The 21,247-nt window shown below is 65.5% G+C and carries 19 protein-coding genes and 2 pseudogenes; 16 read left to right on the forward strand and 5 right to left on the reverse strand.

Annotated features, from left to right (window positions below; all coding sequences use genetic code 11):
* The first annotated feature begins 5 nt into the window (after positions 1–5).
* The 4 genes from DFLDMN_RS13935 to DFLDMN_RS13950 all read left to right on the forward strand — a co-directional run bounded on the left by DFLDMN_RS13935 (position 6) and on the right by DFLDMN_RS13950 (position 3,464).
* Positions 6–473, forward strand: coding sequence for a type II secretion system protein (locus tag DFLDMN_RS13935; protein WP_423195519.1), 468 nt, complete (start codon positions 6–8; stop codon positions 471–473).
* Positions 474–478: 5 nt separating this feature from the next.
* Positions 479–892, forward strand: coding sequence for a prepilin-type N-terminal cleavage/methylation domain-containing protein (locus DFLDMN_RS13940; RefSeq protein WP_423195520.1), 414 nt, complete (start codon positions 479–481; stop codon positions 890–892).
* Between the two features lie 76 nt (positions 893–968).
* Entirely contained in the window at positions 969–1,409 is a 441-nt protein-coding gene (locus DFLDMN_RS13945) for a type II secretion system protein (RefSeq protein WP_423195521.1), read from the forward strand.
* Between the two features lie 27 nt (positions 1,410–1,436).
* Positions 1,437–3,464, forward strand: coding sequence for a glycoside hydrolase family 19 protein (locus DFLDMN_RS13950; RefSeq protein ID WP_423195522.1), 2,028 nt, complete (start codon positions 1,437–1,439; stop codon positions 3,462–3,464).
* A 20-nt stretch (positions 3,465–3,484) separates the two neighbouring features.
* On the opposite strand, the gene DFLDMN_RS13955 is transcribed toward DFLDMN_RS13950, so the two are convergent.
* Together DFLDMN_RS13955 and DFLDMN_RS13960 are read right to left on the reverse strand one after the other, a co-directional pair.
* A complete protein-coding gene (locus DFLDMN_RS13955; protein ID WP_423195523.1) occupies positions 3,485–4,279 on the reverse strand; it encodes a lytic transglycosylase domain-containing protein in 795 nt (264 codons plus the stop codon).
* A gap of 322 nt (positions 4,280–4,601) precedes the next feature.
* Entirely contained in the window at positions 4,602–4,793 is a 192-nt protein-coding gene (locus DFLDMN_RS13960; protein WP_423198420.1) for a hypothetical protein, read from the reverse strand.
* A gap of 532 nt (positions 4,794–5,325) precedes the next feature.
* Between DFLDMN_RS13960 and DFLDMN_RS13965 the strand changes: the two genes are divergently transcribed.
* The gene (locus tag DFLDMN_RS13965; RefSeq protein WP_423195524.1) at positions 5,326–5,922 is read left to right on the forward strand and encodes a PadR family transcriptional regulator; all 597 of its coding nucleotides are present in this window, start codon (positions 5,326–5,328) and stop codon (positions 5,920–5,922) included.
* 10 nt (positions 5,923–5,932) lie between these two features.
* Here DFLDMN_RS13965 and DFLDMN_RS13970 read toward each other — a convergent pair whose 3' ends face one another.
* Positions 5,933–6,931, reverse strand: coding sequence for an NAD(P)H-dependent flavin oxidoreductase (locus DFLDMN_RS13970; RefSeq protein ID WP_423195525.1), 999 nt, complete (start codon positions 6,929–6,931; stop codon positions 5,933–5,935).
* 355 nt (positions 6,932–7,286) lie between these two features.
* Between DFLDMN_RS13970 and DFLDMN_RS13975 the strand changes: the two genes are divergently transcribed.
* Together DFLDMN_RS13975 and galE are read left to right on the forward strand one after the other, a co-directional pair.
* Complete coding sequence (locus DFLDMN_RS13975) at positions 7,287–8,351, forward strand: tyrosine-type recombinase/integrase (protein ID WP_423198421.1); 1,065 nt, start codon at positions 7,287–7,289, stop codon at positions 8,349–8,351.
* A 55-nt stretch (positions 8,352–8,406) separates the two neighbouring features.
* The gene (gene galE, locus DFLDMN_RS13980; protein ID WP_423195526.1) at positions 8,407–9,426 is read left to right on the forward strand and encodes an NAD-dependent epimerase/dehydratase family protein; all 1,020 of its coding nucleotides are present in this window, start codon (positions 8,407–8,409) and stop codon (positions 9,424–9,426) included.
* Between the two features lie 108 nt (positions 9,427–9,534).
* Here galE and DFLDMN_RS13985 read toward each other — a convergent pair whose 3' ends face one another.
* Positions 9,535–9,840: an H-NS family nucleoid-associated regulatory protein gene (locus tag DFLDMN_RS13985; protein ID WP_423195527.1), complete on the reverse strand. Its 306-nt coding sequence runs from the start codon at positions 9,838–9,840 to the stop codon at positions 9,535–9,537.
* Between the two features lie 628 nt (positions 9,841–10,468).
* Between DFLDMN_RS13985 and DFLDMN_RS13990 the strand changes: the two genes are divergently transcribed.
* The 7 genes and pseudogenes from DFLDMN_RS13990 to flhD form a co-directional block, all read left to right on the forward strand.
* Positions 10,469–12,250 (forward strand): methyl-accepting chemotaxis protein, encoded by a 1,782-nt coding sequence (locus DFLDMN_RS13990; RefSeq protein WP_423195528.1) that lies wholly within the window; start codon positions 10,469–10,471, stop codon positions 12,248–12,250.
* A gap of 132 nt (positions 12,251–12,382) precedes the next feature.
* Entirely contained in the window at positions 12,383–14,368 is a 1,986-nt protein-coding gene (locus DFLDMN_RS13995; RefSeq protein ID WP_423195529.1) for a putative bifunctional diguanylate cyclase/phosphodiesterase, read from the forward strand.
* A 149-nt stretch (positions 14,369–14,517) separates the two neighbouring features.
* On the forward strand, positions 14,518–14,901 hold the full coding sequence (locus DFLDMN_RS14000; RefSeq protein WP_423195530.1) for a response regulator: 384 nt from the start codon (positions 14,518–14,520) through the stop codon (positions 14,899–14,901).
* A gap of 163 nt (positions 14,902–15,064) precedes the next feature.
* Positions 15,065–15,559 carry a chemotaxis protein CheW gene (locus DFLDMN_RS14005; RefSeq protein ID WP_423195531.1) on the forward strand — a complete coding sequence of 165 codons (495 nt, stop codon included), beginning with the start codon at positions 15,065–15,067 and terminating at the stop codon, positions 15,557–15,559.
* A gap of 178 nt (positions 15,560–15,737) precedes the next feature.
* A complete protein-coding gene (locus tag DFLDMN_RS14010; RefSeq protein ID WP_423195532.1) occupies positions 15,738–17,582 on the forward strand; it encodes a methyl-accepting chemotaxis protein in 1,845 nt (614 codons plus the stop codon).
* 113 nt (positions 17,583–17,695) lie between these two features.
* Positions 17,696–18,448 carry a DUF4088 family protein gene (locus DFLDMN_RS14015; protein ID WP_423195533.1) on the forward strand — a complete coding sequence of 251 codons (753 nt, stop codon included), beginning with the start codon at positions 17,696–17,698 and terminating at the stop codon, positions 18,446–18,448.
* Positions 18,449–18,889: 441 nt separating this feature from the next.
* Positions 18,890–19,078 (forward strand): annotated as a pseudogene (gene flhD / locus DFLDMN_RS14020) (flagellar transcriptional regulator FlhD); the annotation flags it as partial.
* Between the two features lie 43 nt (positions 19,079–19,121).
* On the opposite strand, the gene DFLDMN_RS14025 reads toward flhD, so the two are convergent.
* Positions 19,122–20,390, reverse strand: coding sequence for an IS256 family transposase (locus DFLDMN_RS14025; protein ID WP_025647994.1), 1,269 nt, complete (start codon positions 20,388–20,390; stop codon positions 19,122–19,124).
* 54 nt (positions 20,391–20,444) lie between these two features.
* On the opposite strand from DFLDMN_RS14025, the pseudogene DFLDMN_RS14030 reads away from it, so the two are divergent.
* Positions 20,445–20,585: pseudogene (locus tag DFLDMN_RS14030) on the forward strand (flagellar transcriptional regulator FlhD); the annotation flags it as partial.
* Positions 20,582–21,187 (forward strand): flagellar transcriptional regulator FlhC, encoded by a 606-nt coding sequence (gene flhC / locus DFLDMN_RS14035; RefSeq protein ID WP_423195534.1) that lies wholly within the window; start codon positions 20,582–20,584, stop codon positions 21,185–21,187. The pseudogene DFLDMN_RS14030 and the gene flhC, both read left to right, overlap by 4 nt.
* The last annotated feature ends 60 nt before the right edge of the window (positions 21,188–21,247 follow it).

The following is a 21,247-nucleotide window of genomic DNA, read 5'->3' on the forward strand; positions in this document are numbered from 1 at the left end:
GTGCGATGAGCCGCGGCTTTACGCTGATGGAACTCCTGGTCACGCTCGCCATCATCGCGGTGCTGGCGATGGTGGCCATGCCGCTCACGCAGATCGCCGCCCAGCGCGATCGCGAGGAGGAACTGCGCCGCCAGCTCTGGCGCATCCGTGATGCGATCGATGCCTACAAGACCGCCGCCGAGGCCGGCAAGCTCGATCGCGCCGTGGGCGACAGCGGCTATCCGCCCTCGCTCGACGTGCTGGTCGAGGGCGTGGCGGACAAGACCAGCCCGACGCGCGCGCGCATCTATTTTCTGCGACGCATTCCGCGCGACCCGATGTGCGACTGTCCGAGCCGCGGCGATGGCCAGACCTGGGGCAAGCGCAGTTATGCGAGTCCGCCCGATTCGCCGAGCGAAGGCGACGACGTGTACGACGTGTATTCGCTCGCCGACGGCGTGGGACTCAACGGCATTCCCTACCGCAGATGGTGAACGTCATGACTCCCCGCTGGCAGGTCTTCCGGCACGCCATGCGTGCCCGCACGCTGTGCCGCGCTTTCACGCTGATCGAACTGCTGGTGGTGATGGCCATCATCGCCACGCTGCTGACGCTGGTGGTGCCGAACTACTTTGGCCAGTCGGACAAGGCGCGCGACACGGTACTGCGCGAGAACCTGACCATGCTGCGCGACTCGATCGACCGTTTTCGCGCCGATCAGGGGCGCTATCCGCAGAGCATGGACGAACTGGTCGAACGGAAGTACCTGCGCGAGGTGCCGATGGACCCGGTCACGCGGAGCCGCACCACCTGGCAGGTAGTGGCGCCGCCGGACGGCAAGCCGGGCGTGTACGACGTGCATAGCGGCGCAAAGGGCAAGGGCAAGGATGGCACCGACTACAGCGGCTGGTAGACGAGCCGGGCAACGCGCGCAACGTGGGCGACATCGGTGCGGGTGCCCACCGCGCGTACGCTCGCGCGGCTTCGGCGTGCTGTGGGCGCTGCTGTGCGTGGCGTTGATGGGCATCTACCTGATGCAGGCGGGACAGATGTGGTCCACGCTCGCGCAGCGCGCGAAGGAGGACGAGCTGCTGCGTCGCGGCGATGCCATCCGCCGTGCGATCGAGAGCTATGTGAAGGCCGACACGAGCGGGACCTATCCGAAGTCGTTCGAGGAATTGATCAGCGATCCGCGTGTGTCGTTTGCGCGCCGCCATCTGCGCGCGGCCTATGACGATCCGGTGACCAATGGTCCGTGGCAGGTCATTCGCGGCCCTGCGGGCGAAATGTACGGCGTGTACAGCGCATCCACCGATGCGCCGCTCAAGCGCGACGAGTTTCCCGACCAGTACGCGAGCTTTGCGTTGCAGACCAGCTATGCCGAATGGAAGTTCACGTTTTTTCCGAGCACAGGGTTGATGCGGCGATAGCCCTGCTTACCGTATGGAGGTCACACGATGTCATCGATCCGAAGCAGCCTCTTGCTGATACCCGCGGCCATGGTGCTCCATGCCGGCGCCGGTTATGCCCAGCAGGCGTGGCAGGAAGGGGCGACGTATGCCAGCGGCACCACCGTGACCTATAACGGGCGCCAGTACCAGGCGCTGCAGACGCATACCGCGTTCGTGGGGGCGGGCTGGAATCCGGCGGCGTCACCGACGTTGTGGAAGGATCTCGGTCCGGCGGGGACGCCATCGCCATCGCCAGCGCCAACGCCAACGCCAACGCCAACGCCGACCCCGACCCCGACCCCGACCCCGACCCCGACCCCGACCCCAACACCAGCTCCCGCTCCCACCCCGGCCGGTTGCTACGCACCGTGGTCGGCCACGCAGGCCTATGCGCAGGCCGGCACCCGCGTGACCTACAACGGCCGCAACTATCGCAACAAGTGGTGGACGCAGGGTGACAACCCGGGGCAATCGGGATCGTGGGGTGTTTGGGAGGACATGGGCGCGTGTTCGGGTGGCGGGACGCCAGCGCCAACGCCAGCACCGACGCCCACGCCCACGCCAGCGCCCACGCCAGCACCAGCACCAGCGCCAGCACCAGCGCCGGCACCGGCACCCTCGCCAGCACCAGCACCAGCACCAGCACCGGCACCAGCACCAGCACCAGCACCAGCACCGGCACCAGCACCGGCACCGGCACCGGCACCGGCACCGGCACCAGCACCAGCACCGACGCCATCGCCATCGCCCGCGCCCGCCCCGGCGGCGTACAAGCCCAGGATCACCTATGTCCCCGCGCCGGCAGGCTACCCGAGCACAGCACAGCTCGCCGCCGACGAGAAGGCGCTGATCGACCAGTCGCAAGGCCAGATCGAGCGCATTCGCGAGGCATTGCGCGTGTTGCCCGATGAAGAGGTCGATGCCGTGGTGCCGGGCCGCGCCGCCAATCCGTCCAATGTGCGGCGCGTCGAGGCGATCCTGCCCGAGCAGGCGTTCGATGCCCTGTTCCCGGTGCGCCATGTCAAATACTCGTACATCAATCTGCTGCGCGGCATCGCCAAGTTCCCCGCGTACTGCGGCGACTACCAGGACGGCCGCGATGCGGTGGCGATCTGCCGCAAGCTGCTGGCCACCTCGTTCGCGCACTTCGTGCAGGAAACCGGCGCCAACTGGGAGTCGCTGACGCCCGCCCAGGCGCGCGCGGGCAACCCTGACCACGACAACGCGGTGCTGGCCAGGATGCCGCAGGACACGCCCATCCCATTCTGGCGGCAGGCGTTGTGGTTCCTGCGCGAGTCCGGCTACGAGGAGGGCTCGGCGGTGGGCGCCTATCAGCAATGCGAGCCCGGATCGCATGCCACCAACTGGATCTTCTATCCGTGCGCGAAGAACAGCGCGGGCCGCTACCTCGACTACTTCGGACGCGGCAGCAAGCAGCTGTCCTGGAACTACAACTTCGGGCCGTTCTCGTATGCGCTCTATGGCGACGTCAATATCCTGCTCGACAACCCCGGGCGGGTGGCCGACACATGGATGAACTTCGCCTCGGCGGTGTGGTTCGCGGTCACGCCGCAAACGCCCAAGCCGCCGATGACATGGGTGGTGGACGGCACGTGGAAGGCGAACAGCGTCGACCTTGCCAACAACATGAAGCCCGGCTTCGGCGCCACCGTCTACATCATCAATGGGGGCATCGAGTGCGGTGGCGGTGGCGCGGAACGACCGCAGGTGCTGAACCGGATTGCCGCGTACAAGGAAATGACGCGCGAGCTCGGCGTGACCATTCCGCCGGACGAGCCGCTCGGCTGCGCCAATATGCGCGGCTTCCAGGAGGGCTCGGCGGGCGCCGTGAAGGGCTATCTGGACAAGGACTGGTCATGGCGCGACGGCAAGCCCGCCATTGCGTGCAAGCTGGTGGATTACCAGATGCCGTTCTCGCTGGTGAATACCGGCGACTACAAGGCCTGCGTCGACTATTTCTTCCGCGGCAAGGTTGAGTACAACGGACAGGTCGTGATCGACAATACCAAATAGCGCGCAGGTCGGTGCTCCGTTCAGCGTGGCGGTGCCGGCCGGGCGCGGGCGCGATAGCGCTCGGCCAGCGTTTTCACGCGGGTGACATAGGTCCGTGTTTCGGCGTAGGGCGGCATGCCGCTGTACCGGTCGATGGTGGCCTCGCCGGCGTTGAAGCTGGCCAGCGCCAGGTCCACATTGCCGTGGAAGCGCTTGAGCAGCCAGGCCAGGTACGCCACGCCGCCACGGATATTCTGCGCGGCGTCGAACGGGTCGCTGACGCGGAAACGGTGCGCGGTGGACGGCATCAGCTGCATCAGGCCCTGCGCGCCGGCCCGCGAGATGGCATGGGGTTTGTAGCCCGATTCCGCATGGATGACCGCGCGCACCAGCGCGGCTTCCACGCCGAAGGCGGAGGCGGCGCGTTCGATGTCCTGCCCGTACGACACGGTGTCCAGAATGGGTGCCGCCATGGCGGGATCGCCGGCGGGCCCGCACAGATAGCACGTCTCCAGGAATGTCAGCTCCACCACCTCGATCACCGCCGCGCCCCGGGTACCGCCCACCGGACGCGTATTGGAGTACTGGCGGATGCCGTCTTCCTCGGTGACATAGATGCGGCTGACGGTCTTGCGGAGCGCGGGCCGCGTGGCAGGCGGGGTGGCGGAAGGGAGGGGGGAACGGTCGACGAAGCGCGCGAGCGAGGCGCTACCCGTGCCGACACGCGTGCATCGGTCGCCCGCGATCCGGCTGCTGCTGTAGCGCACGGAGCGGTCCGCGGCCTGGCATTCGAACATGGCGGCGGCCGCGCGCGGCAACAGAATCAGACTCACCATAACCGGGAGCGCGCGCACCAATGCCCGCGCGGGGCACCATGGCGGTTTGCGGGTGCACCGGCATCGCACGACAACCTCCCGGGCTGGCAGCCTGTTCGATACTTACGCCAAGCATAGGCCGACATCCGCGCCAGCGCGCGCAGCATCTGATGGTGATGGTGGCGATGGTGGCGGTGGTGGCGATGGTGGCGGTGGTGGCGATGGTGGCGGTGGTGGCCTTATTGCCGCCGTCAGGTGTGGCCACCCATAAAAAACCCGCGACATCGTCGCGGGCGAATTCCCTGACCCCTGTCGAGGTGGGAGGAGACAACTGGTTGGGCGGTCAGGACAGGCTGTACTTCACGACCTGTTCTTCCACGCCGACAAAGCGCACCAGCTGGCGCAGGCCGCTGGCGTATTCCTTGATATGGTGGCCCTCCGGTGTATCGGGCAGGCGATAGTAGATCGGTGCAGAGGTAGCGCGCCGCTGGAGCGGACCCGGTCGGGTAGTGGGCTGCGCCCTTCCTGTGTTCAGGTCTGCACTGAGGTCGGCACTCAGGCCGCCATCCACGACACCATCCACGACACCATCCGCGGCCGCGAGCGGATCGCCAAGGAGGTCCACCACGGTCGGCAGGGCGCCACGAAGCTCACCGCTACGCAGTTCGCCACTACGCAGTTCGCCGCTACGCAGTTCGCCGCTGTGAAGGTTAGCGACGTGAAGGTTACCGAGATCCGGTCTTGCGTTCATGAAGGACTCCCCGGAAACGCATGACGCGGAACGTTGGGCCGGCAAAAGGGCACGCGCATGCGGGTTGCAATGTATGGAATGTATTGCATATTTACGGGGAATGCCATTTCGTATTTTTTAAATCTGGTTCGCGTTAATCGACTAAATTGTCACAAATGCGTTGCCGGTAAATTTGCGGCCATCATGCCGGTCTCATGCCGTTAACGGCATGACTGGCGCGGACTTGCGCGCTACCATAGCGCGGTCCCGGCGTACCCCGGCTCCTGTCAGCAAACTCCGTGCCCGCGCAGCGCACGTTCCGGAAGACCCGCTCCGAATGTCCACCCAGCACGCCTTACTGATTTCACTTATCGAGAAGCCATCGTCCGGATACGACCTCGCACGGCGTTTCGACCGGTCGATTGGCTATTTCTGGCATGCCACGCACCAGCAGATCTATCGTGAGCTGGGCCGTATGGCGGAGCACGGCTGGATCGCAGTGGACGACGGCGGCGCCGTGTCAGATGCGGAGGAGGCGGAAAAAAAGAATCGTAAAAAGGTGTACCGGGTCTTGCCGGCCGGACGCCAGGAGTTGGCGCGATGGGTGCTTGCGCCGGGGCATGGACTGGACCAGCGCGAGGAGATCCTGGTCAAGCTGCGCGCGGATGCCGCGATCGGCCCGCTCGGCCTGACCGACGAAATGCAGCGATTGATCGCGTTGCACGAGGCGCGGCTCGAGACCTATCGCACCATCGAACGCAAGGATTTTGCGGTGCCGCGTCTGGATCGCGCACAGCAGCTGCGGTATGCGCTGCTGCAGCGGGGCATCCGCTTCGAGGAGGACTGGGTAGCCTGGGGGCGTGAACTGCTGCCGTTGCTGGCCACTGCCCCGAGCCCTGCGGTACCGGCGCCCCCGGCCGCCGGCAAGGACTGAACGCCGCCGCTCAGGACACGCTGGTCACGGCGTGACCGCTGCTGGCACCGGCATCGGCCAGGCCCAGGCGGCGGCGAGCCAGCGCGTACTCTTCCACGAACCGGCGCACCAGCTCGGCAGCCGGTACCACGCGCTTGATCGCACCGACGCCCTGGCCGGCGCCCCAGATGTCCTTCCAAGGCTTGACGCGCGTCGAGCCGAAGTTCATCTGCGACGGATCGGATGCCGGCAGCGCATCGGGGTCGAGCCCCGCGCGCACGATGCTGTCGCGCAGGTAGTTGCCATGCACGCCGGTAAAGAGATTCGAGTAGACGATATCGTTGGCGGTGCTGTCCACGATCATCTGCTTGTAGGCCTGGTCGGCATTCGCCTCCAGCGTCGCGATAAAGGCCGAGCCGATATAGGCAAGGTCGGCCCCGGCCGCCTGCGCCGCGAGAACCGCGTCGCCGCTGGCGATGGCACCCGACAGCAGCAGCGGGCCATCGAACCATTCCCGGATTTCATGCAGCAGCGCAAACGGGGACAGCGTGCCCGCGTGGCCGCCCGCGCCGGCGGCGACCGCGATCAGTCCGTCGGCCCCTTTCTCGATGGCCTTGCGCGCGAACGTATTGTTGATCACGTCGTGGAGCACGATGCCGCCGTAACTGTGCACCGCCTGGTTGACCTCCGCGCGCGCGCCCAGCGACGTAATGACGATCGGCACCTTGTAGCGCACGCACAGTTCCAGGTCGTGTTCCAGGCGATCGTTGGAACGGTGCACGATCTGGTTGACCGCGAACGGCGCCGACGGACGGTCGGGGTGGCGCGCGTCGTGTTCGGCCAGTTCGCTGGTGATGCGGTCGAGCCAGACTTCGAGCTGTTCCGCGGGCCGGGCGTTGAGCGCCGGGAACGATCCCACCACGCCCGCCTTGCACTGCGCGATCACGAGGTCGGGATTGGAAATGATGAACAGCGGCGAGCAGACGGCCGGTAGTGACAACCGGTGTTGCAGCAGCGCGGGCAGGGCCATGGCGGGGTCTCCGTAAGTCCGAATGGTGGCGCGGGGGTGGTGTCGATGGCGGCGGCAAGTCCGTTACCGCGAGGGTCGTCGCTTGATGTGCGGCATTTCATGCGCCCCTTTCATGCGCGCTTTCATGAACGCTTTCATGAACGTTTTCTTGAACGTTTTTATGCAACTGGTTGCATGATGCTGGCAAAGGTAGCACGCGGGAACGCCCGTCGCAAGCCGGACGCGTGGGCAACGCGCGCAAGTCGTTCGAAACGCGTGTCGGGTGGCGAGTTGTGGCGCCTTGTCTACAATGAGCGCATTGCCCCGCAGGCGTCACGAAAGAGAGTCAGTGAGCACCAACTTGAGTGCCGACCATATCGGCGCCGTTCCCCTCCCGCCTGGCCGGTCGGAAGACCTGTTCGATGCCGACCTGGCGACCTGGCGCACGCAACCCGAGCGGGCCTTCGACGGGTGGCTGGCCCATCACGGGTTTGGCCACGGCACGGCCGTGGTGTACCGCTCGATGTGGGGCAAGCTGCTGCGCTGGTCGGGCGAGCAGGGCCTGCTGCCGCTGACCTGGTCGGCCGGACAGATCGCCGACTTCCTCGACGCGCAGAATCTGCACAAGACCCATCGCTATCGCTATGCGCGCCTGATCGAGCGGGTGTTCCAGCATCTGTCGCTGCTGCAGCAGGACCTGCACAATCCCGCCAGCCAGGCGGTGCGGGCCAGGCTGGCCGATGGCGAAAACGATCCCACCGCGTTTCTGCTGCCCGGCGAGCGCGACCTGCTGGTGGCCCGCATCCTGGCCCCGGCCGCCGGCATGCGGCTCGATGGGCGCAAGGGCCTGTCGCCGACGCAATGGAAGCGCGCGCGCGATGTGGCGCTGGTGTCCGTGCTGCTTGGCGGGGGTCTCAAGGTGGCGGAGGTGCGCGCGCTGCGCATCGATGCGATCGACGGCGTGGCCGAGCGCGAAGGCCAGGGTGCCCTGGCGCTGCGCATGGTGCGCACCGACAATGGCCGCGCCTATACGGTGCCGCTGTTCCCCTTTGCCCATGTGCCGCTGCGGCGCTGGCTGGCGGTCCGCGCCCAGGCCGGCACGCTGGGCGACCTGGCCTTTCCTGCCATGGCGAGCGGGCGCGCGATGCATCCGGCCTCGGTTTACCGGCGTGTGGAAATGCTGCTCGACGAAGCCGGCGTGCTCGCCGGCCGCAGTGAGCGGGCTTCCCCACAGACGCTGCGCAATACCTGTGGTGCCATTCACTTTGACGCGGGCGCCTCACCGGCGGCGGTGGCCCAGCTGCTCGGCATGCGCGATCTCGAATCGGGCTGGCGCTTGCATGCGGCGTACCAGGCGTGGCGGTCGCGCGCGGGTTTGCCGCCTGCGCTGCACCCTGCCGAGTCCGAGGGCGGACGCGACACCGGTGTATCTTCGGCGTAACCTGTCACAGGTATGATGGCCGCCCGCTCAACGCTTTTGCCTTCTGAACGATTCCATGTCTGAGACCCTACTGCTGACCGGCGCCACCGGCTATATCGCTTCCCATACGTGGGTGGCGTTGCACCGCGCGGGCTACAACGTGATCGGCCTCGATAATCTTTGCAACAGCAATCGCGTGGTGGTGGAGCGGCTGGCGCGGATTACCGGTGCGCCGCCCAACTTCGTCGAGGGCGACGTGCGCAATCGCGCGTTGCTGGACCGGCTGTTCTCCGAGCACCGGATCCGCGGAGCGATTCATTTCGCCGCGTTGAAGGCGGTGGGCGAATCGGTAAGCCAGCCACTGGCGTATTACGACAACAACCTCAACGGGCTGCTGACGCTTTGTTCGGCCATGGACGCCGCCGGGGTGCGCCAGCTGGTTTTCAGTTCCTCCGCCACCGTATATGGCAATCCGCATACGGTGCCGATCCTCGAGAATTTTCCGCTGTCCGCCACCAATCCCTATGGGCAGACGAAACTCATGGGGGAACAGATACTGCGTGACCTCGAACGTTCCAATCCCGCCTGGCAAATCGCCTACCTGCGCTATTTCAATCCGGTCGGCGCGCATGAGAGCGGGCTGATTGGCGAGGATCCGGGCGGCGTGCCGAACAACCTGATGCCGTATGTGGCGCAGGTGGCGGGCGGACGGCGCGAGAAACTGATGGTCTTTGGCGGCGACTATCCGACGCCGGATGGCACCGGCGTGCGCGACTATATTCACGTCAGCGATCTGGCCGACGGCCACCTGGCCGCGCTGGTGTACCTGCGCGAACGCGGCGCGGGCATGACGGTAAATCTCGGCACCGGCCGCGGCTACAGCGTGCTGGAGGTGGTCAAGGCGTATGAGCGCGCAAGCGGCAAGCCGGTGCCCTACGAAATCGTGGACCGGCGCCCCGGCGATATTGCCTCGTGCTATGCCGACCCGGCACTGGCGCAGGAACTGCTGGGCTGGCGCGCCCGGCACGATATCGATCGCATGTGCGAGGATTCGTGGCGCTGGCAGTCGATGAATCCGCGTGGCTTTGCCGGCTGAGGACGACAGCGGGCGTGGCGCGGTAGCGATGGCAAATAAGCGTGACAAACAACGGTGACAAATAAGAAAAAACCGGGCATCGGCCCGGTTTTTTCTTGTCGCCGCGACTCAGCGGATGAGGAAATCCTCGACGCTTTTGCCGTTGGCCAGGGCCTGGGTCAGCCAGCCCGGGCGCTTGCCGCGGCCGGTCCAGGTATTGCCGGCGCCGTCACGATAACGCACCGGCACCTTGCGGCTGGCCTTCTTGCCCGCGACGGGTTTGCTGCCAAAACCGAGATCGTCGGCGGTCAGGCCATATTGTTCGATTTTCTCGCGAATATCGGCGATCACGGCCGCCTGTTCGCGGGCCTTGATCTCCTCAGCCTGCTTCTGGAGTTCGCTGATTTTCTGAACGATTTCCTGATAGGTCGCCATCGTATGCCTCGTATTCCTTGCCTGCCTCGATTGATGTTGCCCGGATAAATCAGGGCTCGGTGAATGCCGTGAAGAATTATAACTACTCATCGCAACTCTGCAAATCCCCTGTCTGTTAGTCCGAGAAAAGACTGCGAAATCAGCCCATTTCAAATGAGACGATGAACTTTCTCCGGCCGCACTGGTCGCGGGGGGTTATTTTGTTGACGCCCCTGTCATATGCGTGCCGAATTTGTAAAAATCTCTGTAAATCGGTGCGGATCTACCGGCAGTGCGCCATGGCGGCACGGCGACCCCGCCGAGTGTTCAGCAAGCGCTTAAGCCGCTCGACCCCCGAAAGATTTTAGGCACACATGTTGAGGATTTGTGTCTGTGCCCGCGGCGGGTTTGTCGCCGGGTTTGCACCGCACGCGCGCTTGCATGCAAGCTGGTACTGATACCGAAAATCAATATCGACGGGCGGGTGAAGTGCAGGAGGCGGCATTCCCGTTAAGGGTATTTGCTCCATTGCTCAAGGATGTACTGCCATCGCCGTTATCCCCCCTGAGCGGATTGCCACGTAGTCATCCGCCGGAACGGGGGTCGAGGGAGTGCCCTCGCGGTTTCCACCTAATGGCTTCGGCGCATCATGTCTTTTCACCAAAATATCCAGATCAAGACCCTGCTGAGGGGTGCGATGGCCATGTTGACCGCGATTCTGCTGCTGGTCGGCGCAGCCGGCCTGCATGGCATTTCGCAGTCGAACGACGCCCTTAAGGAAACCTATTCGAATCAGCTGGCGTCGGCGCAGGCGCTGAGCGAGGCCATTCTGGGTACCACGCGCATGCGCCTGGCGCTGGACCGTGGCGTCATGCCCGGTTCTGAAACCGAAGAGCCGAAGAAACACGTGGATCGCTCGATGGTGTTCGTCGAATCCTCGGAGAACGCGTGGAAGCACTATATGAGCCTGCCCCAGGGCGACGAGGAAAAGGCGCTGGCCGCCGAACTCGGGCGCAAGCGTCAGGATTTCATGGAGAAGGGCATCGTGCCGTTGCAGAAGGCGCTGCTGGCGCAGAACCGCGAGGAGTCGTCGCGCGTGGCGCGCGACGTGTTGCCGGACCTCCAGCGCGCGATGGCCGCCGCGCACGAAAAGCTCGAGAAGTTCCAGATGGAAACGGGCAAGAACAACTTCGAGGGCGCGCAGGCACGCTTCACGTCTATTCGTATGCTGACCATCGCGCTGACCGCGCTCGGCATCCTGATCGCCGTGGCCGGCACCATTGCGCTGCATCGTGCGATCGTGCGTCCGGTGGAGGAGGCGCTCGGCGTATTCGAGCGCATCGCGCGCGGTGACCTGACTTCGCGTATCACGAGCATGTCGAAGAACGAGATCGGTCGCATGATGCAGGCGCTGGTCGCCATGCAGGAAAGCCTGACCGGCATCGTCGCCGAAGTGCGCGGCGGCACCGATGCGATCGCCTCGGCCACCCAGCAGATTTCCGCCGGCAATACCGACCTCTCCCAGCGCACCGAGGAGCAGGCGTCGTCGCTGGAGCAGACCGCCGCCAGCATGGAAGAACTGACCACGGTGGTGCGCCAGAACGCCGACAACGCGCGCCAGGCCGGCGTGCTGGCCGGCGAGGCGTCGCAGATCGCCCTCAAGGGCGGCGACGTGGTCGGTCGTGTGGTCGATACCATGAACGAGATCAACAACGCCTCGCGCAAGGTGGTGGAGATCATCGGCGTGATCGAGGGCATCGCCTTCCAGACCAATATTCTGGCGCTCAACGCCGCGGTGGAAGCCGCGCGTGCGGGCGAGCAGGGCCGGGGCTTCGCGGTGGTGGCCGGCGAGGTACGCAGCCTGGCGCAACGCTCGGCCAACGCGGCCAAGGAAATCGAGGCGCTGATCAGCGAATCGGGCCAGCGCGTGGAATCGGGTACGCGCCTCGTGGCCGAGGCCGGCCAGACCATGGGCGAGATCGTGCAGGCGGTGCGCCGCGTGACGGACATCATGAACGAGATCGGGGCAGCCTCGCAGGAGCAGACCACCGGTATCGAGCAGGTCAACCAGGCCGTGAACCAGATGGACGAGGTCACGCAGCAGAACGCGGCCCTGGTCGAGGAAGCCGCTGCCGCCGCCGGTGCGCTCGAGGAGCAGGCGCAGAAGCTCAAGAGCGTGGTGTCGGTGTTCACACTCGCGGCAAGCGGCACGCGACCCGCCCCTGCCGTGGCCGCAGTGGTGGCACGTGTGGCCTCGGACCTGCCGGCCCCAGCCTTGCCGGCAGGCACGAGCGGCGCGCGCAAGCCGGCGCGTGCGGCCACGGCGCGGCCCCCGGTGGTACGCAAGCCGCGCGTGACGCGCCTGCTGCGTCCCGATGTGGCGGTTGCCGCGTCGACAAACGCCACCGACGACAACTGGAGCGCGTTCTAAATGGCGACGATTTGAGCGGTCTCCTGTTCACACGGCGTCGGCAAAATGCCATGATTCGGGCTTTTGTTCCGCCCGACGGTCTGCGTTGCACACGCGTTCCACAGGTTCGCTATTCCGGATTCGCGCAAGCCAATGATTGCCACGACTTCTAGTCTCCTGCTGCTCGCAGTCCTGCTCGGCCTGGCGGCCGCGCTCGGCGCGCGCGCGGTCAGGCTGGATGCCAGCCGCGACGGCAGGTCGCTGCGCAGGCTGGCGTGGTCGGCCGCACTGGTGTCGCAGGCCACCATCGGCATGCCGCTGTGGGTGGCGATTGCATCGGGCACGCTGACCGCGTTGCAGGACCCGGCCGACACGGCCGCGGCACTGGTGTCGGCAGCCGCGGCGACCATCGCCTCCTCGCAAGTGTTCGCGCTGCTGTTGCAATGGCTGCGTGGCGCCACCCGGGCGTGGCGCGTCGCCGCGGCGATGGCGATGGTGACCGGCGCCGGCATGATCGCCGTGGCCGGGGCGCGCATGGGCCGGCTGTGCGGCAGCGGTTCGCTGACCGGGCGCGCATGCCTCGACGCCGCCGTGCTGCCCGACCCCGGCTGGCTGGGCGGCGGCATCGCCTTGCTCTGCTTTGCCATGTTTGCCTTTCATCGCGCGCAGCAGCGTGGGTGGGTGCCCGCGCCCGCGCGCATGGAAACCAGTATGCTCGACGACAGTCCCGACGACTTTCCCTCGGCCGCAACCGCGCCGCGCGGCACCGGCACGCGGCGCCGCGGCGGCACCCGCATTCCCGGCCTGACGGTACGGCCGACCGCGCGTGGCCAGGATACGGTGGGCGAGTACAGCGTTGCCACCGACCTGCCCGACCGCGCGGCATTCGGCCGCTGGCTGGATCAGACCCTGGCGCAGGCGCGCCTGACCGATACCGGCTGTGCGGTTCTCCTGATCCATATCGCCGACTTCCGCGAGGTCGATGAAGTGTTCGAGGTTCGTGCCGACGACATCCTCGCGCAGGATGCCGGCGCGCTGGCGCAGGCTGCGCTCGAACCGCACGACTTCCTGGCGCGCCTGGCGCGCGACGAGTTCGCGGTGGGCGTGCCGGAGCTGGTCCATCACAGCCGCGCGCATGACCTCGGCTCGCGCGTGCTTGGCTCGCTGGCGGAATTCGTGGCGGCGCGGGGCCTGCAAATGCAGATCGGCGTCAATATCGGTATCGCGATCTATCCGCGCGACGCCCAGACCTCGGAAGCGCTGATGCAGGCCGCGCGCGTCAGCCTGTCGGAAGCACGCGAGAGCGGCTCCAACCAGGTGCGCGTGTTCAATTCCGCCGCCGGCGAGCGCGCGCGCCGCATGCGCGTGATCCGGCGCGACCTGTGGCTGACCATCCAGGACGATGGCCTGTCGCTGCAGTATCAGCCCAAGTTCGACGTCAGGCAGCGCACCGTGGTGGGCGCCGAGGCGCTCTGCCGCTGGCGGCATCCGACCCTCGGCGTGGTCAATCCGGCCGAATTCATCATGGTGGCCGAGCAGTCCGGGCAGATCGACAAGCTCGACGACTGGGTGATCGCGCGCGTCTGCGCGCAAGTTCGCCAATGGCAGGATGCCGGCCTGCCCGTGGTGCCGGTGGCGATCAACGTGTCCGGGCTGCGCTTTGCCAGCCGTAACTTCCCGCAATACCTGCTGGAGCAGATTCACCAGCACGATATTCCGCCGTCGGCGATCACGCTCGAAATCACCGAAACCGCGGCCATGAAAGACATCGGCAAGTCGCTGGAGACGCTGGCCGAACTGCAGGCGCTCGGTATTCACGTGGCGCTCGACGATTTCGGCAGCGGCTACTCCAGCCTGGGCTACCTCAAGCGGCTGCGCGTCGGCACGCTCAAGATCGACCGCACGCTGATCGGCGGGCTCGACGCCGACCCGCAGGGCCGGGCCATCGTCGGCTCGATGGTGGCGCTGGCGCACGAACTGCGCATGAAGGTCGTGGCCGAAGGGGTGGAATCGGCATCGCAACTGGAAATCCTGCACGCGATGGGATGCGACGAGGTGCAGGGCTACCTGATGGCCCAGCCGCTCGACGTGTCGTCGTTCGCCGAAGTCCTGCGCGATGCGCGGCCCTTGCGTCTGTAAGTCCGCTATCGACTGGATACCGCGCCATTAGAGTGTTTACTCTAATTCCTCCTGTCCCCGCCTCGCCGCACTAAAGGGGACGGCGGCGGCGACGATATGTTCATGACAGGCTCACGCCTGCCGTCCAGGACCGCTTCCGGAGCTTGCCCATGTCCCGCCCCACCATCCTTGTCGTCGACGACTCGCCGTCCATTCGTCGCATGATCGGCGCCTGCCTGCGCGCGGCCGGCTACGAGGTCACCGAGGCCGCCGATGGCAAGGAGGCCCACGAGGTCGCGCTCGAAGGCGGCTTCGGCATGCTGGTGACCGACCAGGTCATGCCGGGCATGGACGGACTCTCGCTGATCCGTGCGTTGCGTGGCACCGCCCACTACGCAAGTGTGCCGATCCTGATGCTCACCACCGAGGCCGACGGCCAGATCCGCGAGCAGGCACGCACTGCCGGGGCTTCCGGCTTTCTGGCCAAGCCGTTCGATCCCGACCAGCTGATCGCTTCCGTCGAGGCATTGCTGGCCCCTCCCACGGTGGGGTAAGTCCGGGGTTGAAGTCGCCCTTCATCCACCCGCTCAGCAGCCGTTAACACGGGAGGACGATATCGCGCGCCGCGCTACGGCGCGGGCTGCGGATCGGCATGCGCACGACCGGGGCGCCCATGGGTGACCCTGGCAGCGATCAATACTGCCAGCGGGGAGCAACATGACTATCCAGACCAGGGCTGACAAGAACGATGGCGCAGGAGAAGAATTCCTGGCCTTCCGGCTCGGCCGTGAAGAGTACGGAATCGACATCCTCAAGGTGCAGGAGATCCGTGGCTACGAGTCGGTCACGCAGATCGCCAACGCGCCGGACTATCTCAAGGGTGTGATCAATCTGCGCGGCACCATCGTGCCGATCATCGACCTGCGCATCAAGTTCCGCCAGGAGCAGGTCACCTACGACCAGTACACCGTCGTGATCATCGTCGACCTGAACCATCGCACCACCGGCATCGTCGTTGACGGCGTGTCCGACGTGCTGACGTTGTCGCATTCCCAGATCAAGCCCACGCCGCAGCTCTCGGGCGGCATGGAAACCGACTATATCCGTGGGCTGGGCTCGGTGGAGAACCGCATGCTGATCCTGGCCGATATCGAGAAGCTGATGGACGTGGAAGATCTCGCGGCCATCGACGCGGCGGCTCGCACCGCCTGAAGGAACCCTGCGAGGGGAGCGGAAGCCGGTGCGTCGCGGCCCGGTTTCGGCCGCCACCGGCCAGACATGCGGACAGCCAGTGGTGGAACGGGGATAAGTGGCCGACGTGGCCACGACAAACAATGCGGGAGAGCGCAGTCATGTCTCCCGGCTTTTTCTGACAGAAGGGGGTAGTTCTATGCAGTGGTTCAATCAACTACGCGTTACGACCAGGCTCATAGCCGGCTTCCTGGTCGTATCCGTCATCGGCGCCATCCTGGGCCTGCTTGGCGTGATCAACATGGGACGCATGGCGGAGTGGACCGGCAAGATCTACAACGAGGACCTGCAGGCGCTCAAGGCCGTGCAGGACGGCAACATCAACCTGGTGTACGCCAGCCGTGCGCAGATCGCGCTGCTGTCGGCCTCGACCATGGGCGAGCGCGCGGCGGAGAAGGAGCGCATCGAGAAATCGCTGGCGACGATGGACGCCCGCGTCAAGGAAGCCAAGGGTTCCTTTGCCACGGCGGAAGGCCAGGTGCTGGTCAAGCAGTACGACACGCTCGTGCCGCCGTTCCGCGATCGCATGACCAAGTACATCGCGCTGGTCAACAAGCAGCCGCTGGATACCTCGCAGTTCGAAAGCACCGTATTCACCGAGAGTGCCGACCTGCTCAAGGACAGCCGCACGCTGGAGGATGTGCTGTTCAAGATGGTCAAGCGTCGCGACGACCGTGCGCGCGCCAATATGGATGAATCGAGCGGCGTCTACAAGAGCTCGCGCGTGCTGATGCTGGCCCTGGTGCTCGGTGGCGTGGTGCTGTCGGTGCTGCTGGGGCTGTTCCTGGCCCGCGCGCTGTCGCGCCAGCTCGGTGGCGAGCCCGGCTATGCCGCCGGTATCGCGAGCCGGATCGCCGACGGCGATTTCTCGGCCAAGGTCGACTTGCGCAAGGGCGACAAGTCCAGTCTGCTGCATGCGATGAGCGAAATGCAGCAGCAGCTGTCGCGCATGGTGCGCGACTTCAAGGACGCGGCGGAATCGATCGGCACCGCCTCGCGCGAAATCGCCGCGGGCAACAACGACCTGTCGCAGCGTACCGAACAGCAGGCCGCCTCGCTCGAGGAAACCGCCTCGAGCATGGAGGAGCTGACCAGCACCGTGCGCCAGAACGCCGATAACGCGCGCCAGGCCAGCGGCCTGGCGGCCAATGCCTCGGAAACCGCCGTGCGCGGCGGTGAGGTGGTGGGCCGCGTGGTGCAGACCATGGACGAGATCAACGAAGCCTCGCGCAAGATCGTCGACATCATCGGCGTGATCGAAGGCATCGCTTTCCAGACCAACATCCTGGCGCTCAACGCCGCGGTGGAAGCCGCGCGTGCCGGCGAACAGGGCCGTGGCTTTGCCGTGGTGGCGGGCGAGGTGCGCAGCCTGGCGCAACGCTCGGCCAATGCCGCCAAGGAAATCAAGGGCCTGATCGGCGATACCGTGGCCCGCGTGGACAACGGCTCGACGCTGGTCGGCGAAGCCGGCCAGACCATGGGCGAGATCGTGCAGGCGGTCAAGCGTGTGACCGACATCATGGGCGAGATCAGCGCCGCCTCGGCGGAGCAGAGCTCGGGCATCGAGCAGGTCAACCAGGCCGTGGCGCAGATGGACGAAGTGACGCAGCAGAACGCCGCGCTGGTGGAAGAAGCCGCCGCCGCCGCCAGCTCGCTGCAGGAGCAGGCCAGCCGCCTGCAGGATTCGGTGTCGACGTTCCGCCTGGCCCAGGAAGAAGAAGCCCGGGCCGGCGGCCATACGCTGCCGGGTGCCGCCGGCCATGCCGTGGTCCCGGCCGTGCGTTCGCTGGCCAAGCCGGCGGCCCGCCTGACCACCTCGGGCAAGCCTGCCGCGCGCGGCAAGCGTGCCGCCGGTGCGGCAGCCGCGGCTGGCGCGGCTGCGGCGGCGGCCACGGATTTCGAGGAAGTGGACGGCAACGATGCGCCGCCCCTGCGCCCGGCGGCGGCCGGCGCTTCCGACAACGGCGACTGGAGCGCGTTCTGAGCGGCCATGTAAGCCATTCGTGAACCTGCTGTTGCGCGACGCGTCCCCGTCCACGCGCCCTCCCCGCTGCCGCGGGGAGGGCGCGCGCCGGGGCGCTTTTGTTCCATGACATCATGACCACCGACATCAACCTGTCCTTGTCAGCCGAGGCGACGGCGCGACTGAGAGCGGATTTCGACGCGTTTGTAAGGGTCTCGACGGGACTCGACGGGCAGTTCGTACCGCCCGCCTTCGACGACTTCCTGCGCGCGCGCCTGCTGCAGCAGGACGGACCCCTGACCGAGCGCGCCGTCATGCGGCTGCTCGCCAGCGGCGAGTATGGATGGGCCAGGAAGGTGTTCGACAAGCAGTTGCCGAACGCGCTATCCGCGCTCATGCGCGATGCACAGCGTTTCGGCTTCGGCCTCGCGGTGCAACCGGAATGGACGCCCGCGCAACGCGTGGAGCACGCGCGCGAATGGGCCACGCAGATCCTCACCGAAGCCGGTGCCGATACCACCTTCACGGAAGCGCTGGCGGCGCAGATCGCGGCGTCGGCGGTGGATATCCGCACCATCGAGGAACGCATGCGTACGCCGGCCTGGCGGCTGGCGGACAGCCTGCGGCAACGCGCGTACGACCTGATGTATGCCTTGCAGACGGAACAGAGCGAGGCGCTCGGCCGCAGCAAGGTGGGCGAGCTGCGCGCGCTGCTCGGGCTCGCGCTCGAATACGGTTCTGTCAGCGCCGACGAGGCCGGCCGCGTTCTGGAGCAGGTGGAACGCGCGCGGCCGCATCTGTTCCGCGAGGCGCCGGACGATATCTTCGCGCGTCTTGCGGCCTGGTTGCGGCAGCTCTTTAGCCAAGGCGCCCCGGTGCGTCAATAGTGGAATCTCAGCAGGTTTGCGCGGTGTCCGAGCGGCGCGATGGCGCGGCGTGCCTGCGTGGTACCTCATGCGTCACAGCGCGGTGTCGGCGTGGTGCCGGACGAGTATCCGCGGTGACATGTGGCATGTGAAAAGTTGAGGTCGGACAACTTGCCCGTTACAAAGTTAACGACCTATGTCTTTTCTGTACGACATTTGTTCTCCCCCAACTCAAGTAGGGATTGGCATTGCGGGGCGAAAGCCGATATAAACGTAACAGTTTCACTTACACTCTGTAACAGTTGTAACGCTTCAGAGATGCGGTGTAACCGGGCGTAGTTCCTATTGTCGTACGTCGTACCCATCGAACACGCACACCAACGATCTGGTCGCCGGCACAGCAGCACCGTGCAGGTAAGCGCCGGACAAGCGGTCGAGGGGTTTTTTGGTAGCGGGGAAAAATTGGAAAGCAGTGAAGTTCTCCAGGAGATCAGGGAGGTCAACCTCGCCTATCTGCTGCTCGCGCAACGACTGGTGCGCGAAAACCAGGTGGAAGCCATGTTCCGGCTTGGCGTCAGCAAGGAAATCGCTGACATCCTCGCCAAACTGACTTCAGCGCAACTCGTCAAGCTGGCGGCATCGAACATGGTGGGACGTGTCAGGAATTTCGTGTGCTGAGGTCGGTTAAAAGATCTCAGCTGATGGCGGCGGTGAATCGCTCGCCGAACAGAATGGCGAACTGATTGACTGCTTGCCGCCAGGTGATAGGCGGCATCTTCCAATCCTTTTCGATGTTGCGCAAGGCCAGAAACAGCAGTTTGCTGGCGGCTTCGTCGCTCGGGAAGTGGCCGCGGTTCTTGACGATCTTGCGCAACTGCATGTGCATGCTCTCGATGGCGTTCGTCGTATATACGATTCGACGCACCTCGGGCGGATAGGCGAAGAAGGGGATCACCTGTTCCCATTGGCGCTGCCACATGGCCGCGACGGTAGGGAATTTGCGCCCCCACTCGCTCTGCGCAAAGGCGTCGAGCGCCGCTGCCGCCGCCTCGGCCGTGGCGGCCTGATAGATCGGCTTGATCGCGGCAGCCAGCGACTTGCGGTCCTTCCAGCTCGCCAGATTCAGCGAATTGCGGATCAGATGCACGATGCAGGTCTGGATTTGGGCGGCCGGATAGACCGCCTCGATCGCTTCGGGGAAGCCGCGCAAACCATCGACCACCGCGATCAGGATGTCGTGCAAGCCGCGGTTCTTCAACTCGTTGAAGACCTTCAGCCAGAACTTGGCGCCTTCCGTTTGCTCGATCCACAAACCCAGCACTTCCTTGCGGCCGTCGGCGCGGATGCCCAACGCCAGATAGACCGCCTTGTTCTTGACCGTGCCTTCGTCGCGGATCTTCAGCCGCAGCGCGTCAAAGTACACGATCGGATACATGGCCTCGAGCGGGCGTTGCTGCCATTGCTCGACGTCGGCCAGCACCTCGTCGGTGACCGTGGAAATCAGATCGGGCGACACCTGCAGCCCGTACAGTTCCAGCAGATGGCCCTGAATCTCGCGCACGCTCATGCCGCGCGCATACATGCTGATGACGTGGTCGTCGAAGCCCGGCAGCCGGCGTTGATACTTGCCGACCAACTGCGGCTCGAACGTCGCCTGCCGATCGCGTGGAATATCCAGCGTCAGTTCGCCGTTGGGCGTGAGGACCGTCTTGCGGCTTGTGCCGTTGCGGTGGTTGCCCGCCTTGCCTTGCTCGGCCTCGGTTTCCAGATGGTGGCTCAACTCGGCCGCGAGCATGCGCTCGGCCAGTTGCTTCTTGAGCTGGCCGGCCAAGCCCGATTCGCCCAGGATCGACTCGGCATCCTTGCTCTGCACCTGGGCAAGCAGTTGATCGATCAGCTCATCGGGGAACAGCTTCGGCGCCTTCGGGTTCTTGCTCTTCTTGGTCACGGTTGCATCGGTCATAGGACGTTATTTCCGTTATCGTCTCATGGCCTCGGCACACTAAAAATCTGACAGGCCCACATGGTGCTGTGCAGGTTCCGCTTCGACGACCATGCGCTGCTCTCCACACTCACACACACGGCCAAGAGCCATGATATGCAGCAGATTCACGCTGCTATCCTGCTGGCCCGGCAACCTGTGGAGTCGCTCAATTGACCGCGCTCCTGCAGACCCAGCCGGCCCGCACCTTCACGGCCACACCCGTTCCCAACCGCAAGAGTGTCCTTCAGGACGCCAACCAGACCCAGCTTGCCATCGAGCTGATCGGGCTGGGCGCGCGCCTGCAGGTGCTCGAAGCCGAGACCACGCTCTCGCGCGACCGGTTGATCCGACTCTACAAGGAGCTCCGGGGCGCATCGCCGCCCAAGGGCATGCTCCCGTTCTCGACGGACTGGTTCACGACCTGGCTGCCGAATATCCACTCCTCGCTGTTTTTCTCCGCGTACCAGTTCATGGTGCAGGAAGGCGAGACGTCGGGCATTCGCGCCGTGGTGGCGAGCTATCGCCTGTACCTCGAGCACGTTTCGCTGCTGGGCGGCGAAATTGTCTTAAGTTTCACCCGTGCCTGGACGTTAGTACGGTTTTTCGAGAGCAATATGCTGCAGCTTTCCACGTGCACGTGTTGCGGCGGACAGTTCGTGACGCATGCCTATGAGCCGCACGCGAACTTTGTCTGCAGCCTGTGCCGTCCGCCCTCGCGGGCCGGTAAAGTCAAGAAGCTCTCGAAGGACGCCGTAGCCGCACAGACCGAAGCCTGATTCCTGGGCGACGTCGGCGGCGGCAAGGCGGGCCCTGGGAGACGGGTGCGCGGTGACCCC

It is taken from the genome of Cupriavidus sp. H19C3, assembly GCF_049393815.1.
Lineage (GTDB): Bacteria > Pseudomonadota > Gammaproteobacteria > Burkholderiales > Burkholderiaceae > Cupriavidus.